This is a genomic window from Pseudomonas antarctica (assembly GCF_001647715.1).
Lineage (GTDB): Bacteria > Pseudomonadota > Gammaproteobacteria > Pseudomonadales > Pseudomonadaceae > Aquipseudomonas > Aquipseudomonas antarctica_A.
Genome location: NZ_CP015600.1, coordinates 4,839,863 through 4,853,463 on the forward strand (window position 1 = coordinate 4,839,863; position 13,601 = coordinate 4,853,463).

20 protein-coding genes and 1 pseudogene are annotated in these 13,601 nt (G+C 58.6%); all 21 read left to right on the forward strand.

Translation table 11 applies throughout. The features are described from left to right. Positions 1-76: 76 nt before the first annotated feature. The 21 genes and pseudogenes from A7J50_RS21850 to A7J50_RS21950 all read left to right on the forward strand — a co-directional run bounded on the left by A7J50_RS21850 (position 77) and on the right by A7J50_RS21950 (position 13,594). Entirely contained in the window at positions 77-907 is an 831-nt protein-coding gene (locus A7J50_RS21850) for a GPO family capsid scaffolding protein (RefSeq protein ID WP_064453677.1), read from the forward strand. A 43-nt stretch (positions 908-950) separates the two neighbouring features. Continuing rightward, positions 951-1,958 (forward strand): phage major capsid protein, P2 family, encoded by a 1,008-nt coding sequence (locus A7J50_RS21855; protein ID WP_064453678.1) that lies wholly within the window; start codon positions 951-953, stop codon positions 1,956-1,958. Between the two features lie 11 nt (positions 1,959-1,969). After that, positions 1,970-2,668, forward strand: coding sequence for a terminase endonuclease subunit (locus A7J50_RS21860; protein WP_064453679.1), 699 nt, complete (start codon positions 1,970-1,972; stop codon positions 2,666-2,668). Between the two features lie 394 nt (positions 2,669-3,062). Further along, positions 3,063-3,524, forward strand: coding sequence for a head completion/stabilization protein (locus tag A7J50_RS21870; protein WP_064453681.1), 462 nt, complete (start codon positions 3,063-3,065; stop codon positions 3,522-3,524). After that, complete coding sequence (locus A7J50_RS21875) at positions 3,524-3,736, forward strand: tail protein X (RefSeq protein WP_064453682.1); 213 nt, start codon at positions 3,524-3,526, stop codon at positions 3,734-3,736. The genes A7J50_RS21870 and A7J50_RS21875 overlap by 1 nt, the downstream gene beginning before the upstream one ends. Before the next feature lie 27 nt (positions 3,737-3,763). Next, positions 3,764-4,117 carry a putative holin gene (locus A7J50_RS21880; protein ID WP_014717568.1) on the forward strand — a complete coding sequence of 118 codons (354 nt, stop codon included), beginning with the start codon at positions 3,764-3,766 and terminating at the stop codon, positions 4,115-4,117. A gap of 1 nt (position 4,118) precedes the next feature. After that, positions 4,119-4,397: a phage holin family protein gene (locus tag A7J50_RS21885; RefSeq protein WP_064453683.1), complete on the forward strand. Its 279-nt coding sequence runs from the start codon at positions 4,119-4,121 to the stop codon at positions 4,395-4,397. After that, positions 4,394-5,239 (forward strand): N-acetylmuramidase domain-containing protein, encoded by an 846-nt coding sequence (locus A7J50_RS21890; protein ID WP_064453684.1) that lies wholly within the window; start codon positions 4,394-4,396, stop codon positions 5,237-5,239. The genes A7J50_RS21885 and A7J50_RS21890 overlap by 4 nt, the downstream gene beginning before the upstream one ends. Continuing rightward, a complete protein-coding gene (locus A7J50_RS21895) occupies positions 5,236-5,439 on the forward strand; it encodes a hypothetical protein (RefSeq protein ID WP_064453685.1) in 204 nt (67 codons plus the stop codon). The genes A7J50_RS21890 and A7J50_RS21895 overlap by 4 nt, the downstream gene beginning before the upstream one ends. Further along, entirely contained in the window at positions 5,436-5,879 is a 444-nt protein-coding gene (gene lysB / locus A7J50_RS21900; RefSeq protein WP_064453686.1) for an Rz-like lysis system protein LysB, read from the forward strand. The genes A7J50_RS21895 and lysB overlap by 4 nt, the downstream gene beginning before the upstream one ends. Then, a pseudogene (gene lysC, locus A7J50_RS31985) lies at positions 5,800-5,979 on the forward strand (Rz1-like lysis system protein LysC); the annotation flags it as partial. The gene lysB and the pseudogene lysC, both read left to right, overlap by 80 nt. After that, the gene (locus tag A7J50_RS21905; RefSeq protein WP_064453687.1) at positions 5,976-6,452 is read left to right on the forward strand and encodes a phage tail protein; all 477 of its coding nucleotides are present in this window, start codon (positions 5,976-5,978) and stop codon (positions 6,450-6,452) included. The pseudogene lysC and the gene A7J50_RS21905, both read left to right, overlap by 4 nt. Beyond that, positions 6,449-6,907 carry a phage virion morphogenesis protein gene (locus A7J50_RS21910; protein WP_064454999.1) on the forward strand — a complete coding sequence of 153 codons (459 nt, stop codon included), beginning with the start codon at positions 6,449-6,451 and terminating at the stop codon, positions 6,905-6,907. The genes A7J50_RS21905 and A7J50_RS21910 overlap by 4 nt, the downstream gene beginning before the upstream one ends. A gap of 49 nt (positions 6,908-6,956) precedes the next feature. After that, entirely contained in the window at positions 6,957-7,769 is an 813-nt protein-coding gene (locus A7J50_RS21915; protein ID WP_064453688.1) for a hypothetical protein, read from the forward strand. A 100-nt stretch (positions 7,770-7,869) separates the two neighbouring features. After that, positions 7,870-8,448, forward strand: coding sequence for a phage baseplate assembly protein V (locus A7J50_RS21920; RefSeq protein ID WP_064453689.1), 579 nt, complete (start codon positions 7,870-7,872; stop codon positions 8,446-8,448). Then, the gene (locus A7J50_RS21925; RefSeq protein ID WP_064453690.1) at positions 8,445-8,789 is read left to right on the forward strand and encodes a GPW/gp25 family protein; all 345 of its coding nucleotides are present in this window, start codon (positions 8,445-8,447) and stop codon (positions 8,787-8,789) included. Before A7J50_RS21920 ends, A7J50_RS21925 begins: the two co-directional genes overlap by 4 nt. Continuing rightward, the gene (locus tag A7J50_RS21930; RefSeq protein ID WP_064453691.1) at positions 8,786-9,697 is read left to right on the forward strand and encodes a baseplate assembly protein; all 912 of its coding nucleotides are present in this window, start codon (positions 8,786-8,788) and stop codon (positions 9,695-9,697) included. The genes A7J50_RS21925 and A7J50_RS21930 overlap by 4 nt, the downstream gene beginning before the upstream one ends. Then, the gene (locus tag A7J50_RS21935) at positions 9,697-10,317 is read left to right on the forward strand and encodes a phage tail protein I (RefSeq protein ID WP_064453692.1); all 621 of its coding nucleotides are present in this window, start codon (positions 9,697-9,699) and stop codon (positions 10,315-10,317) included. Before A7J50_RS21930 ends, A7J50_RS21935 begins: the two co-directional genes overlap by 1 nt. Then, positions 10,310-11,851, forward strand: a complete 1,542-nt coding sequence (locus tag A7J50_RS21940) for a phage tail protein (RefSeq protein ID WP_064453693.1) — start codon at positions 10,310-10,312, stop codon at positions 11,849-11,851. Before A7J50_RS21935 ends, A7J50_RS21940 begins: the two co-directional genes overlap by 8 nt. 20 nt (positions 11,852-11,871) lie before the next feature. Continuing rightward, complete coding sequence (locus A7J50_RS21945; RefSeq protein WP_064453694.1) at positions 11,872-12,297, forward strand: tail fiber assembly protein; 426 nt, start codon at positions 11,872-11,874, stop codon at positions 12,295-12,297. A gap of 127 nt (positions 12,298-12,424) precedes the next feature. Further along, positions 12,425-13,594 carry a phage tail sheath protein gene (locus tag A7J50_RS21950; protein WP_064453695.1) on the forward strand — a complete coding sequence of 390 codons (1,170 nt, stop codon included), beginning with the start codon at positions 12,425-12,427 and terminating at the stop codon, positions 13,592-13,594. The last annotated feature ends 7 nt before the right edge of the window (positions 13,595-13,601 follow it).

Sequence of the window (13,601 nt, forward strand, 5' to 3'; positions counted from 1 at the left end):
GCCGCAACTCGCGCGCGTCACGACCATGCCCCTCATTGCAACGCACTTAGCGCCCAACGCATTGAGGATTCCCGGCATGAAGAAATTTCGCAGTAATTGGTTCCGTGTCGCCGTCGAGGGCGCTACCTCGGACAAACGCACCATCAAGCGCAGCTGGCTGGAACAGGCTGCCAAGAACTTCAATCCAGCGACCTATGGCGCCCGCATCTGGCTGGAACACTTCCGCAGTCTGTTGCCGGACAGTCCTTTCAAAGCTTACGGCGACGTGCTGGCGGTCAAGACCGAAGAGGTCGAAATCAATGGCCAGAAGAAATTGGCCCTGTTCGCCCAGGTCGAGCCGACGCCCGAGCTGATCGCCATGAACAAGGCCAAGCAGAAGGTCTACACCTCAATCGAAATCGACGACAGTTTCGCCGACACCGGAGAAGCGTACATCGTCGGCCTGGCGGTGACCGACTCACCGGCCAGCCTGGGCACCGATGTGCTGGTCTTCTCTGCACAAAAGCCCGAAGCCAGTCCATTCAAAGACCGTCATTACTCCGCAACCTCCATGTTCACAGAGGCGGTTGAAACCGAACTGACCTTTGAAGAGTTTGAAGAGAAGCCCGGCATTGGCGCCCAGTTGCTCAGCACCGTCAAAGCGTTACTCACCGGAAAACAGACCAAAGACGACACCGAATTCAGCCAGATCGGCGAAGCCGTGCAAACCCTGGCCGAACACGTCAAGGATCTGCCCGAGCAATTGGCCGCCGAGAAGAAGTTCTCCGGGGAGCTGAAAACTAAGGTTGATCAGCTCAGCAAAGACTTGGGCGACCTGAAAATCAAGCTCTCCAAAACCCAAGACCACAGCCAAAAGGAACGCCCCCAGGTATCCGGCGGCGATAACCAGGTCGTGACCGACTGCTGACAGTCAGCCCACCACAGCCCCCGAATAACGAAGGACAGCTACTATGCGCAATGATACCCGTACCGTCTTCAACGCCTACCTGGGCCAACTGGCCAAGCTCCACAGCGTGCCTGACGTCACCACCAAATTTGCCACCGCCCCCAGCGTCACTCAGACCCTGGAAACCCGGATGCAGGAATCCAGTCAATTCTTGAGCGCCATCAACATTTACGGCGTCGCCGAGCAGATGGGCGAAAAAATCGGCATGGGCATCGGCGGGCCGAACGCCGGCACCACTGACACCAACACCAAAGAACGCGAAACCAGCGACATCAGCACGCTCGATGACCGTGGCTACTTCTGCTCGCAGACCAACTTTGATACCCATCTGCGTTACAGCAAGTTGGATGCATGGGCCAAGTTCCCCGACTTCCAGGCCCGTATTCGTGACGCCATCCTGAAACGCCAGGCGCTGGATCGCATCCTGATCGGTTGGAACGGAGTTAGTCGCGCCGCGACGTCTAACCCAGCCACCAATCCGCTGCGCCAGGACGTCAACATTGGCTGGCTGCAAAAGATGCGCGCCGAAAACGCCGCCCGCGTCATGAAGGAAGTGGTCGAAGGCTCCGGCAAGATCACCATCGGCGCAGGTAAAGACTTCACCAACCTCGACGCCTTGGTATTCAGCATGGTCGAGGAATTCATTGCCCCGTGGTACCAGGAAGATCCTGACCTGGTGGTGATCTGCGGTCGCCAACTGCTGGCTGACAAGTACTTCCCGATAATCAACAAAGACAACGCGCCGACTGAAATGCTGGCCGCCGATATCGTCACCAGCCAAAAGCGCCTGGGCAATTTGCCTGCCGTGCGTGTGCCTTACTTCCCACCGCGCGGGTTGTTGGTAACCAAGCTGGAAAACCTCTCGATCTACTGGCAGGAAGGCAGCCGCCGCCGCACCGTCGTCGACAATGCCAAACGCGACCGCATCGAAAACTATGAGTCGGTGAATGACGCCTACGTCATTGAAGACCTGGAATGTGCCTCGCTCGCTGAAAACATCGAACTGGCATAAGGCGAACGACCATGACCAATCCTTGCCGTCGTCACTTTCAACGCGTCACTGCCGCCCTGGAGGCGGCAGCCGTTGAACCGACCCAAACCATGGCCGGCGCCACGGCTTACGAGCACCAGCTCAACCAATTGCTACAGGATCGCCTGCGCCTGAAACAGGTGCAGTCAAACCAGGGCAAGGCCGAACTTAAGCGCCAGTTACTTCCGGACTACATCCCTTACGTCCAGGGAGTGCTGCAGGCTGGTCAGGGCGCGCAAGACGAGGTAATGACCACGGTCATGGTCTGGCGCTTCGATGCCGGCGACTTTACGGGCGGCCTTGATATCGCAACCTACGTGCTGAAATACAAGATGGTCATGCCTGACCGTTTCGCTCGCACGCTGGGGTGCCTGGTAGCCGAAGAAGTCGCCACGGCCGCGTTTAAGGCACAGAAGGTCAACGAGCCGTTCGACTTGGCAATCCTACACCGCACGGCCGAACTGACCGAATCCGAAGATATGCCCGACCAGGCGCGCGCCAAGCTGTTCCTGGCTCTCGGTCGCGCCACGCTGGAGAGCATCACCGAAGAGCAGCCTGGCCAACCCGGTCAGGTTCAGGCCGGTATCGACCTGCTGAAACAAGCCATCGCCCTGCACGACGCATGCGGAGGCAAGAAAGATCTGGAGCGGGCAGACCGCCTGCTCAACAAACTCACTGCCACTGGCAGTTAACCGAGCGTCCCCACGCACCCCGCCGGCTCGAGGCGGATCGGCCAGGCCGCTCCTCCTGAACGTGAAGCCCCGACCACCGGCGACCTATTTTCGAGTGCAGTCTAATGAGCGCATTTGCCAGCCTCTACCAGCGTGAGTTCGGGCTTTCTGAATCAGAACATCGCCTGCTTGCTCTTGCTCTGCAGTACATCGATGAGACAGAGACATATGACCGCACGGTATGCACTGGCCCTATCTTGCACGACGGAGTCATGCCCGCCACCCGTCACCAGTTTGCGCTGGCGAACCGCAATGCTCGCCAGACCATGGATCGTCTCTGTAACGCAAACCCTGAATTCAGCGACCAACAGATCCGGCGCGCAGTCTCTCGCATCGATAGTCTCGGGCGAACGTCATGAGCGCATTTGTAGCCAGCGGCAAAGTCGACAGCGGCCATATCAACACCGACCCGTTCTGGCCGTCGATTGACCTGGACAACCTGCGCGCCACCCTGCGTATAGACCCCAGCGTTACGGCACCACGACTGGAAACTGCCGTAATTGCCGCAGCCATCAGCCTCAACCGCGAGCTGAGCGAATGGCGTGCAATCCAACAATCTGCAGGCTACGCCACGCTGGACGCCGTACCAGGTGACCGCATCAAGGATGTGTCAGTAAAAACACACCTCTACCGCCGCGCCATCGAAGCCGGTACCGGCGCCGAAGTCTGCGAGCGTTACCGCTCCTACGACACCACCAATGTCGGCAACCACAAAGCCGAAGAACTCACCCCGAACATCGACGACTACCGCCGCGATCTGCGTTGGGCAGTCCGCGACTTTCTCGGCATCAGCCGCACCACCGTGGAGCTGATCTGATGGCCGTCGCCGTCCGCGCCCGTCAAAACGACACCGTCGACGCGCTCTGTTGGCGGCACTACGGCCGCACCGCAGGCGTCACCGAGGCCGTGCTTGACGCTAACCCCGGCCTGGCTGATTACGGCCCCATCCTGCCTCAAGGCCTCGTCGTCAATATGCCCGAAGCCCAAACCAGCGCGCCCCAGCGGCAGATGGTGCAGCTATGGGACTGATCCTCTGCAACCAAGGAAACTCACACCATGGCTGATCCGACTTCCAGCGCCGTGACCGGCCTGCTAATGGGCCTGGGCCTGGCAACCGTGACGCCGATCATTGATGGCGAGGCGTTGTTCGGAGCGATCCTAGGCGCGTGGCTGGTAACCAGCACCAAGCATGACCTCAAGGTATGGCAGCGACTTGGCTCGTTGTTCCTATCGGCGGGAGTGGGCTATCTGTTCGCACCCATGGCCTTGCAAGCAATCCCGTTTATCACCAGCGGCGGCGGCGCATTCCTCTGCGCCCTGGTGGTTATTCCGATCAGCATCAAGCTGATGGTATGGGTGGAAAAAGCGGACATTTGGGACATCTGGCGTCGTATCCGAGGGGGCAGCTGACATGCCTAACATCGAACTGACCGTGCAGTTGATCACGGCAATCGCCTACCTGCTGAGCGCCCTGCGCTTGGCCTGCTACAGCCGAGGTGAAGCCCGGTACCGGCGCAGTATCTCGCTACTCGCCAGCCTGTTTGGCTCGGCGCTGTGCATCTGCGGCCTGGAAATTCTGCTGTATCGCCAGCCCACCAGCATCTGGCAGGCCGTCTCCATCGTGTTGCTCTGCATCCTGATTTTCCGTTCACGCGGCAACGTCGCCGCCCTGTTGAGGCCCAGCGCATGACCACTACCCTTCGCCATGGCGACCGCTCCCAAGCGGTGCTGATGCTGCAAAAGAACCTCAACAAAAACGGGGCAGGTTTGGTGACGGATGGGCACTACGGCGCCTCCACCGAGGCTGCCGTCCGCGCCTACCAGGTCAAAGTCGGCCTGGTCGCCGACGGTATCGCCGGCACCAAGACGCAAGCCAGTCTTGTCGGCGGCGACTGCGCCCAGCTGCTGCGCAATGTAGACCTGGTAAACGCTGCCGAACGTCTCGGCGTCCCCCTGGCGAGCATCTACGCAGTCAATGAAGTGGAATCCAAGGGCAAGGGTTTCCTCGACAACGGCAAGCCTGTAATCCTGTTCGAGCGCCACATCATGTATCGCCAACTCGCCACACCTCGAAACGCAGGCGATGACCAGGCCGAACTCAAGCGCCACGCCGATCAGCTCGCTGCTGCTAATCCTGCCCTGGTCAACCCGAAACCCGGCGGATACATCGGCGGCACCGCCGAACACCAACGTCTGGCCATGGCCCGCTTGATCGATGACACCGCCGCCTTGGAGTCGGCCTCCTGGGGCGCGTTCCAGATTATGGGCTTTCACTGGCGACGCCTCGGCTACGCCAGCGTGCAAGAGTTTGTAGCCGCAATAAGTGCCGGCGAGTCGCAGCAGTTCGACGCCTTCACGCGGTTCATTGAAACCGACCCAGTGCTGCACAAGGCGCTGAAAGGCCGAAAATGGGCCGAGTTCGCCCGGCTCTACAACGGGCCGGACTATCTGCGAAATCTCTACGACACCAAGCTCCAGCGCGCCTACGAGCGGCATGCAGGCTGCGATTGCGGTCAAGGGGTGGCCGCATGATCGACTTCGAAGCATTGCAAAGGCTACGGGTGGCAGACGGTGACCTGCTGGTGGTGCCGGAATCAACCGAACAGGCTGACATGGAGCTGTTAGCCGAATCCATTCAGATCATGAACGGCGCCAGGGCCGTGATCGTGCGCGGGCCAATCAAAAATCTCGACACGGCAGCCATGAACAAACTCGGTTGGTATCGCGCATGAGCACCCTGCGCCAGGCACTGTACGGCTTCGCTTTACTCGGTGCATTGGCGCTGCTGATCTGGGGGCAGGAAGCGCGTATCGACGTAGCCGAAGGCAAAACCGAACTGGCGAAGGCTGCGTCCAAGACGGCCCGCGAAGACGCTGACCGCAACCTGGCGACCGCCAACACACTCACCGACACACTGAAACAGGAACGCGACGCACAGAGGGCCCTGCGCACTCAGCAGGATCTACTGCGCCAGGGCTTGGCAAAACGCGAGCGAGCCATAGAGGAACTGAAACGTGAAAATGACGACCTTCGGAAATGGGCTGATCAGCTTTTGCCTGATGCAGCTCGCCGGCTGCGCGAGCGCCCCGCCATCACCGGCGCAGCTGCTTACCGTGACTGGCTGTCCGGCCGTGGTGCCGTGCCAACTGCCGGCAACCAGCCCGCGCAGTAACGGCGATCAACTCACTGACCAAGACCGCGTTGAAGCGGCTTGGGCTCAATGCGCCGCCCAGGTCGACATGGTCTATCAACACCAGCAGGCCAAGCCATGAACAAGCACGAAAACCTACGCGCTCATCTCCTGGCCACCGTGGCCGAACTCAAGCACAACCCTGACCGCCTGCTGATTTTCATCGACAATGGCAAGATCCGCTGCACCGCTGCCACAAGCCTATCGTTTGAATACAGCTTTGACCTGCAGATCATTCTTACCGACTTCGCAGGCCACCCCGACAGCGTGATCCTGCCGATCCTGGGCTGGCTCAGCATCAACCAATCGGAGCTGCTGGAAAACCTCGACAAGGTCAAAGCCGGCATCCAGTTCGAAGCCGAAATTATTGATACCAGCAAGGTTGACTTCAGTCTGACCCTACCGCTGACAGAGCGGGTCATCGTTGGAAAAGATGCCGAAGGCAATACCACCGTCAAACATGCCGGCGAGCCGCAACGTGTGGCGGATTACCTAGACCCGAACTGGGTGCCAGGTGCACAAGGCAACGCAGGTGAATGGGTGGTGCCCAAATGAACGGAAGCCTGGAAGCCCTGGAGGATTGGGCGGCACCCCTGCTCAGAAAGCTTGCGCCTGCAGAACGCGGGAAACTTGCCCGCAGTTTGGCCCAGCAGCTGCGGCGCAATCAGCAGCAGCGCGTCAAGGCCCAGGCCAACCCGGATGGCAGCAAGTACACCCCCCGAAAGGCGCGGGATTTACGCGGTAAGAAGGGGCACATTCGGCGCAAGGCCGATATGTTCCAAAAGCTGCGCAAGGTGGCCTATCTCAAGGCCAAAGGCGACGGCAGTGCCATCAGCGTGGGATTCACCGGCAGGGTTGCCAGGATTGCCAGAGTCCACCAATACGGCTTGAGGGATCGTGCAGAACCCGGTGCTCCTGACATCCGCTACGAACAGCGTGAAATCTTGGGGTTTACCGACGGAGACATTGACCTGATTCGTGACAAACTACTCCTACATCTGACCATCTGACCGAGTGCGCACAGTGCCCCAGAGAGTAAAGGCGCAAAAGGAGCTAGCAATGACAAACATAATGGACTTTGTAGATATAAAGCTTGAGATATCGACGCGAGCAAAAAGTAGTGATATAGAAATTATTTCGGTGCAAAACCCATTCATACCATCCTGCCCCCCTCACTACTTACTCATAGAAACCAAGACTACGGAAAGCAAAACGACAGGCGCGAAACACCAGATTCATGACTCAAAAATTACCGTGCGAGCAACGTACATCTCTGGAGATGGGGCCCTCACTCCGGGAACTTTAGTTTGTGAGATGGGCGGGGATATGTACGGCACAAAGGTCAAATTGACTAATGGCTGGGTGATTGTAGATGCCAGCCTCAGAGGCATGCATATCGGGACCTACATTTTTTATAAAATTGTCCATTGGGCGAAACAGTTCGACCCGGAGCATAAGGTTGCTCAAATCTTATTAATCCCTGACGCCAGATCAAAATCCAACAATGAAATCCGCAGAAATACGCTATACGAGAATTTCGGAATACGCTTCGACTGGTATGACCAAAACAAATCTTCGGGCATTTCTTATCCATGGCTTACGGCAAAAGACCTTATTCCATACAGAAATTGGCCGAACATAACAACCCACCAGAACCTCACAATCCTTGACGACATATTTCAAGAGCTAGCTTTACTAAAGCAAAACAATCGACAACTAAAGGCATCGAAGCGATATTACAGACTTGAATATAAAACAATTCGCTCACGCCTACTCACCATAGCGAAACTTATAAACCTTCCACTAATGACTTTAGCTATTGGAGCCGGACTAATCATCGGAAAACTACTTGGTTGGTATCAAGGGTTCTAGCCAAATAAACTCAGTATCCGATAAACATTTGATTTGTACACTCACTGCTTACAAGCACCGACAACTGCATCCCCACGCGAGAGGCGCCACCATCGGCGCCATGAACGACTTCGCCGCCTTCGCCCGCATGCTTGAAAACCTCATCCGCTTCGGCGTCATCGCCGCCGTGCAGATGGAGCCTCCCCGTGTGAAGGTAAAAACCGGGGAACTGACCACTGCCTGGCTGCCTTGGATCGCCCAACGTGCCGGAGCCGATCAAGTGTGGGACCCGCCGACCGAGGGTGAACAAGTCATGCTGTTCAGTCCGTCCGGCCAGCTCGCCAATGGTGTTGCTGTGACAGGCTTATTCAGCGACCACATCCCGGCCAACGGCAACCGCGCGGGCCTGCACCGCCGCACCTACGCCGATGGCACGGTGATCGAGTACGACAGCATCGCCCATCACCTCAACGCCACCCTGACCGAGGGCGGTACCACCAACCTGATCAGCAAGGGCGGCATAAACCTGGTTGGCGACATCACACACCAAGGTGACTACACCCAGACCGGTAATCAGACCGTCACCGGCAAGGTCACCGTCTCGATTGACGTAGTCGCGGCCGGCGTCAGTCTGGTCAAACACCCGCACACAGGCGTCAAGTCCGGTGGCGATCAGTCCGGGGGGCCTATCCCAACATGAACCGACAAACCGGCGGCGCCATCGACAAACGCGCCCATATCAGCCAGTGCATCACCGATATCCTGACCACGCGAATTGGGACCCGAGTGATGCGCCGCGAATATGGCAGCCTGCTGCCCGAGCTGGTGGACCACCCCTTTAACGACGTCACCCGGTTAAGGGTTTACGCCGCCACCGTCATGGCGCTGATGCGCTGGGAAACCCGCATCAGCCTGAGCCGCGTGCAATTCACCGGTGCAAGCCTTCAAGGCCAGGCCGTAATTGAGCTGGAGTGCAGCGTGGTCGACACCAACGAAGCGTTGAGCCTCAGCCTACCGTTGCAAATGGGGGGCAGTGTATGAACAGCTTTGCTGCCATCGACCTCAGCCAGCTCCCACCGCCGCAAATCGTCGAGCAGATCGACTTTGAAATAATCCTGGCCGAACGCAAGGCCTACATGATCAGCCTATGGCCGGCAGCGGAACAGGCCGAAATCGCTGCGCGCCTCGATATAGAGTCAGAACCACTGACCAAGCTGCTGCAAGAGAACGCTTACCGTGAGACGGTCTGGCGTCAGCGGGTCAATGAAGCATCACTGGCGAACCTGCTCGCCACCGCACGCGGTGCCGATCTGGAGCAATTGGCGGCTAACTACAACGTCAAGCGACTGGTCATACAGGAAGGCAAGCCTTCGGCAGTGCCTCCCGTTCCAAGGTTAATGGAGAGCGACGACAGCCTGCGCGAGCGAGCGCAAATGGCCTGGGAAGGATTGAGCACCGCCGGTCCGCGCAACAGCTACATTTTCCACGCCAGGGCAGCAGATGGCCGGGTTGCTGACGCTACGGCCGAAAGCCCCTCGCCTGCCGTGGCCGTGGTCACCATACAATCGCTGCTTGGCGATGGCACGGCCTCCCCTGACTTGCTCGCCAGCGTCAATGCTTACCTCAGCGACGATGATCGCCGGCCAGTGGCGGACCGCTTGACCGTCCAAGGCGCGCAAATCCTTAAGTACGAGGTGAAGGCAAAGCTCTACCTCTTATCCAGCGGACCTGAATCTGAACCAATTCTTGCCGCCTCTGAAAAACGGTTGCTTGCCTACGTCCATCAGCGCCGCCGGCTCGGCATGGAAGTGTCGGAGTCTGCCTTGCACGCCGCTGCTCATGTTGAGGGCGTGCGCAAGGTCGAGCTGGAAGGCTGGGTCGATATCGTCGCGACCAAAGCCCAGGCGCCCTTCTGCACCAAAGTCACCGTCACGCGAGGTGCCGAATAATGGGCGCCCAGCAGTTGCTGCCGGGGAACTCCACGCCGCTGGAGCGCCAAGCAGCACAGGCGCTCGCACAGATCCAGTACGTACCGATCCCCCTGCGTCAGCTCTGCAACCCGGACACCTGCCCCGTCGATCTTCTGCCGTACCTGGCCTGGGCCTTTTCGGTCGACCGCTGGGATAGTAAATGGACGGAGGCTGCCAAGCGCGCCGCCATCCGCTCATCCCACTACATCCATTCACGCAAGGGCACCATCGGTGCACTGCGCCGCGTCGTAGAGCCGCTGGGCTACCTGATTGAGGTGCTGGAGTGGTGGCAGACCACCCCGCAGGGCGTGCCGGGTACTTTCGCCATCAAGGTAGGAGTACTCGAGACCGGGATCACCGAAGAGATGTATCAAGAACTCACCTGGCTGATCGATGACGCAAGGCCGGTAACCCGACATCTGACAGGCCTGGCAATCAGCCTCGAAACACAAGGGGTTTTGAACATTTGTGTTGCCTTGTACGAAGGCGACGAAATCGACATTTACCCACCGGTCATGCGTGACATCGAAGTCACCGGGACCATAGGCATCGTTGGGCGCGAACACTCCATAGACACCTTGGACATTTATCATGATTGATGCGAACTCTCAGTTTTTCGCGATCCTTACTGCCGTGGGGAGAGCCAAGCAAGCGAACGCTGACGCGCTCGGCGTGCCATGGAAACTCACCGAGATGGGCGTGGGCGATGCCAATGGCACTGATCCCATTCCGAACGAGCTGCAAACTCGACTTATCAACGAGTGGCGCCGACGACCGCTGAATCAGTTGCGGGTAGATCCGGTCAACGCGGCGGTGATCATTGCTGAACAAATCATTCCGGCCGATGAAGGCGGACGCTGGATCCGTGAGATCGGACTCTACGACGCGGACGGTGACCTGGTGGCCGTGGCGAACTGCGCGCCTAGCTACAAGCCGGCGCTGTCGCAAGGCTCTGGGCGTACTCAAGTCGTGCGGATGAACTTCATCGTTGCCAGTACCGGCAACATCACGCTCAAGATTGACCCGGCGGTGGTGCTGGCAACCCGCGAGTACGTCGATCTGCGGATCATGGAAGAGCTGTACAAGCTCGACAACAAACAATCGGTACGCGTGGCCACAACGGCCAACATCGCCCTGGCGGGTCTACAGACCATCGACGGTGTTGTGTTGGTTGCCGGGGATCGCGTGCTGGTAAAAAACCAGGCTGTCGCCAAGGACAACGGCCTATACATCGCTGCGGCTGCCGTATGGAAGCGCTCGGAAGATGCCGACAGCAATGCAGAGGTTACGTCGGCGCTTCTGGTGTCGGTCGAGCAAGGCGCCACTTTGGCCGATACGCGCTGGCAGTTGATCACGGATGGTGTGATCGTTCTGGGCACCACGCCATTGACGTTCCAGAACGTGACTCAAGGTTTTGCGCCGATCAATTCTCCGGCGCTTCTGGGGTCTCCAACCGCACCAACCCCGGCTCAGTTCGATATCAGCAAGCGGTTAGCGACTACTGAGCATGTGCAGCGTGCTCTTGGCAGTTATGCAGGGCAAACGAACTACACGGGCGACACCGCTTTAACCGCTGCCGACGTCGGGAGGCTGAGCAACTTCGCGCAACTTTCGACGGTTGCTTTACCCCCAGCGTCGAGTGTTGCGGCTGCGTCATTGATTACGATCGGCAGCTCTTTGTCTGGCGGTGTCTGGGTGGTCGCTGCGACGGGGGACACCCTGACGAATACGATTACTGAGCCAGGGCCATTTTTCATCCCTGTCGGCTCCCTGGGTGTATTCCGCCGACTGTTAGGGGGGAGCGGCTGGAGTTTTGATGGTGGGGACGCCTCGCTTAAGTATTCGCCAGGTTTCTCCGCACGTCTTACGGCGAACGGCTATCAGAAACTGCCTTCCGGTCATATCGAGCAATGGGGCATCGTTCCTCCCATTCCTGCTGGTGGTTCGGTCCTGATCAATTACCCGATCAAATTCCCCAATGGCCCGCTGGCGATTGTGGCGGGAGCGGGCGCGTCGCAGGCCGGTAGTCCTGGGATTAATTCCTACAATGAATCTGCTGGTCAGGTCAGATTCTGGAATTCGTCAATGAGTGTCGCCACGCAAGCAAGCACCTATTTTGCCAAAGGCATTTAGATATTTTAGAGGGGGAATTTATGTTCGCTTCCAAGCAAACCGGTTTCTTTTACGATCCGGCATTCAACGAAGTTATACCGGCCGATGTTGTGGAAATCACCCCTGAAGCGCATGCAGAGCTTCTGGCGGGACAAGGAGAAGGTAAGGTCATAACCTGGGGGGATGGCGACTATCCGTTCTTGAAGGAAGCCCCTGCACCGTCTCCCGAGCAGCTCGCGATGGTTGAGCGCGCATGGCGCGACTCACAACTAGCTGTTACCGATAGCGTCGTGACACGCCACCGGGACGAACTGGAGGATGGCAACACGACCTCTCTCACGACCGAGCAATACGCTGAGCTACAAGGCTATCGTCGCCAACTACGCGCTTGGCCGGAAACGGGTGAATTCCCGTTGAGCGAACATCGGCCGCCAGCGCCAAAATGGTTGGCAGACCAGTTTCAATAACACCCTTTCAGGTGGCAATCGCCACTCACGCCTGTAATGCTCTCTCCTACAAGTCCCGCCGCTCGCCCAACCGGCGCGCGCGCGGCAGCCTGTGCACTGTCATTCCATCACAGCGCAGGCACAACCCATGGCCGACTTTCTACACGGCGTGCGGGTCATCGAACTCAACGACGGCTCCCGCCCCATTCGTACTATCCCCACCGCAGTTATCGGCATGGTTTGCACAGCTGAAGATGCGGATGCCACTGTTTTCCCGCTGGACACTCCAGTCCTGATCACCAACGTACAAACCGCTGTCGGCAAGGCTGGCATCAAGGGCACTCTGGCAGCCAGCCTGCAAGGCATCGCCGACCAGACAAAGCCCTACGTCATCGTGGTGCGGGTCAAGGAAGGTGCCGACGAAGCGGCCACCACAACCGCGCTGATTGGCACCACCACTGCCGATGGCAAATACACCGGCATGAAAGCCCTGCTCGCCGCGAAGGCCCACGTAGGCATGACACCGCGCATTCTCGGTGTACCAGGCCTGGATAGTTTGCCGGTGGCCACCGCATTGGGTGCCATCGCCAAAGACCTACGCGCTTTCGCCTACGTCAGTGCTTGGAGCTGCAAAACCAAGGAAGAAGTGGTCGCCTACCGTGAAAACTTCGGTGCCCGCGAAATGATGGTCATCTGGCCTGACTTTCTCAGCTGGGACACCGCCACCGACAAGACCACCAAGGCATCAGCTGTTTCCCGCGCGTTGGGCCTGCGCGCCAAGATCGATCAAGAGACCGGCTGGCATAAAACCCTTTCCAACGTCGCCGTAAGCGGCGTCACCGGCATCAGCGCCGATGTGTTCTGGGATCTGCAAAACCCGGCCACCGATGCCAACTATCTCAACAGCAACGACGTCACCACTCTGATCAACGCCAACGGTTTTCGCTTCTGGGGCAGCCGCACCTGTAGCGACGATCCGCAGTTCGCTTTCGAGAACTACACCCGCACCGCGCAGATCATTGCCGACACCATGGCAGAGGCGCACATGTGGGCCGTTGATCGCCCGATGCATGCCTCCCTGGTGCGCGACCTGGTCGAAGGTGTTAACGCCAAGATGCGCGAGCTGGTTTCGCAGGGCTACCTGATCGGCGGGAGCTGCTGGTACCCGGATGACATCAACACCAAGGATACCCTCAAGGACGGCAAGCTCTGGGTCGACTACGACTACACCCCCGTACCGCCGCTTGAAGACCTCACCTTCCGCCAGCGAATTACCGACCGTTACCTGATCGAATTCGCCAAAGGCATCAACAGCTAAACCGGGC

Excerpts from the sequence above, each read along its gene's own strand:
- A7J50_RS21950 (WP_064453695.1), top strand. The coding sequence starts at position 12,425 with ATGGCCGACTTTCTACACGGCGTGCGGGTCATCGAACTCAACGACGGC.
- A7J50_RS21940 (WP_064453693.1), top strand. The coding sequence starts at position 10,310 with ATGATTGATGCGAACTCTCAGTTTTTCGCGATCCTTACTGCCGTGGGG.
- A7J50_RS21860 (WP_064453679.1), top strand. The coding sequence starts at position 1,970 with ATGACCAATCCTTGCCGTCGTCACTTTCAACGCGTCACTGCCGCCCTG.
- A7J50_RS21875 (WP_064453682.1), top strand. The coding sequence starts at position 3,524 with ATGGCCGTCGCCGTCCGCGCCCGTCAAAACGACACCGTCGACGCGCTC.
- A7J50_RS21910 (WP_064454999.1), top strand. The coding sequence starts at position 6,449 with ATGAACGGAAGCCTGGAAGCCCTGGAGGATTGGGCGGCACCCCTGCTC.
- A7J50_RS21920 (WP_064453689.1), top strand. The coding sequence starts at position 7,870 with ATGAACGACTTCGCCGCCTTCGCCCGCATGCTTGAAAACCTCATCCGC.
- A7J50_RS21945 (WP_064453694.1), top strand. The coding sequence starts at position 11,872 with ATGTTCGCTTCCAAGCAAACCGGTTTCTTTTACGATCCGGCATTCAAC.
- lysB (WP_064453686.1), top strand. The coding sequence starts at position 5,436 with ATGAGCACCCTGCGCCAGGCACTGTACGGCTTCGCTTTACTCGGTGCA.
- A7J50_RS21885 (WP_064453683.1), top strand. The coding sequence starts at position 4,119 with ATGCCTAACATCGAACTGACCGTGCAGTTGATCACGGCAATCGCCTAC.
- A7J50_RS21905 (WP_064453687.1), top strand. The coding sequence starts at position 5,976 with ATGAACAAGCACGAAAACCTACGCGCTCATCTCCTGGCCACCGTGGCC.
- A7J50_RS21930 (WP_064453691.1), top strand. The coding sequence starts at position 8,786 with ATGAACAGCTTTGCTGCCATCGACCTCAGCCAGCTCCCACCGCCGCAA.
- A7J50_RS21890 (WP_064453684.1), top strand. The coding sequence starts at position 4,394 with ATGACCACTACCCTTCGCCATGGCGACCGCTCCCAAGCGGTGCTGATG.
- A7J50_RS21870 (WP_064453681.1), top strand. The coding sequence starts at position 3,063 with ATGAGCGCATTTGTAGCCAGCGGCAAAGTCGACAGCGGCCATATCAAC.
- A7J50_RS21880 (WP_014717568.1), top strand. The coding sequence starts at position 3,764 with ATGGCTGATCCGACTTCCAGCGCCGTGACCGGCCTGCTAATGGGCCTG.
- A7J50_RS21895 (WP_064453685.1), top strand. The coding sequence starts at position 5,236 with ATGATCGACTTCGAAGCATTGCAAAGGCTACGGGTGGCAGACGGTGAC.
- A7J50_RS21915 (WP_064453688.1), top strand. The coding sequence starts at position 6,957 with ATGACAAACATAATGGACTTTGTAGATATAAAGCTTGAGATATCGACG.
- A7J50_RS21850 (WP_064453677.1), top strand. The coding sequence starts at position 77 with ATGAAGAAATTTCGCAGTAATTGGTTCCGTGTCGCCGTCGAGGGCGCT.
- A7J50_RS21925 (WP_064453690.1), top strand. The coding sequence starts at position 8,445 with ATGAACCGACAAACCGGCGGCGCCATCGACAAACGCGCCCATATCAGC.
- A7J50_RS21935 (WP_064453692.1), top strand. The coding sequence starts at position 9,697 with ATGGGCGCCCAGCAGTTGCTGCCGGGGAACTCCACGCCGCTGGAGCGC.
- A7J50_RS21855 (WP_064453678.1), top strand. The coding sequence starts at position 951 with ATGCGCAATGATACCCGTACCGTCTTCAACGCCTACCTGGGCCAACTG.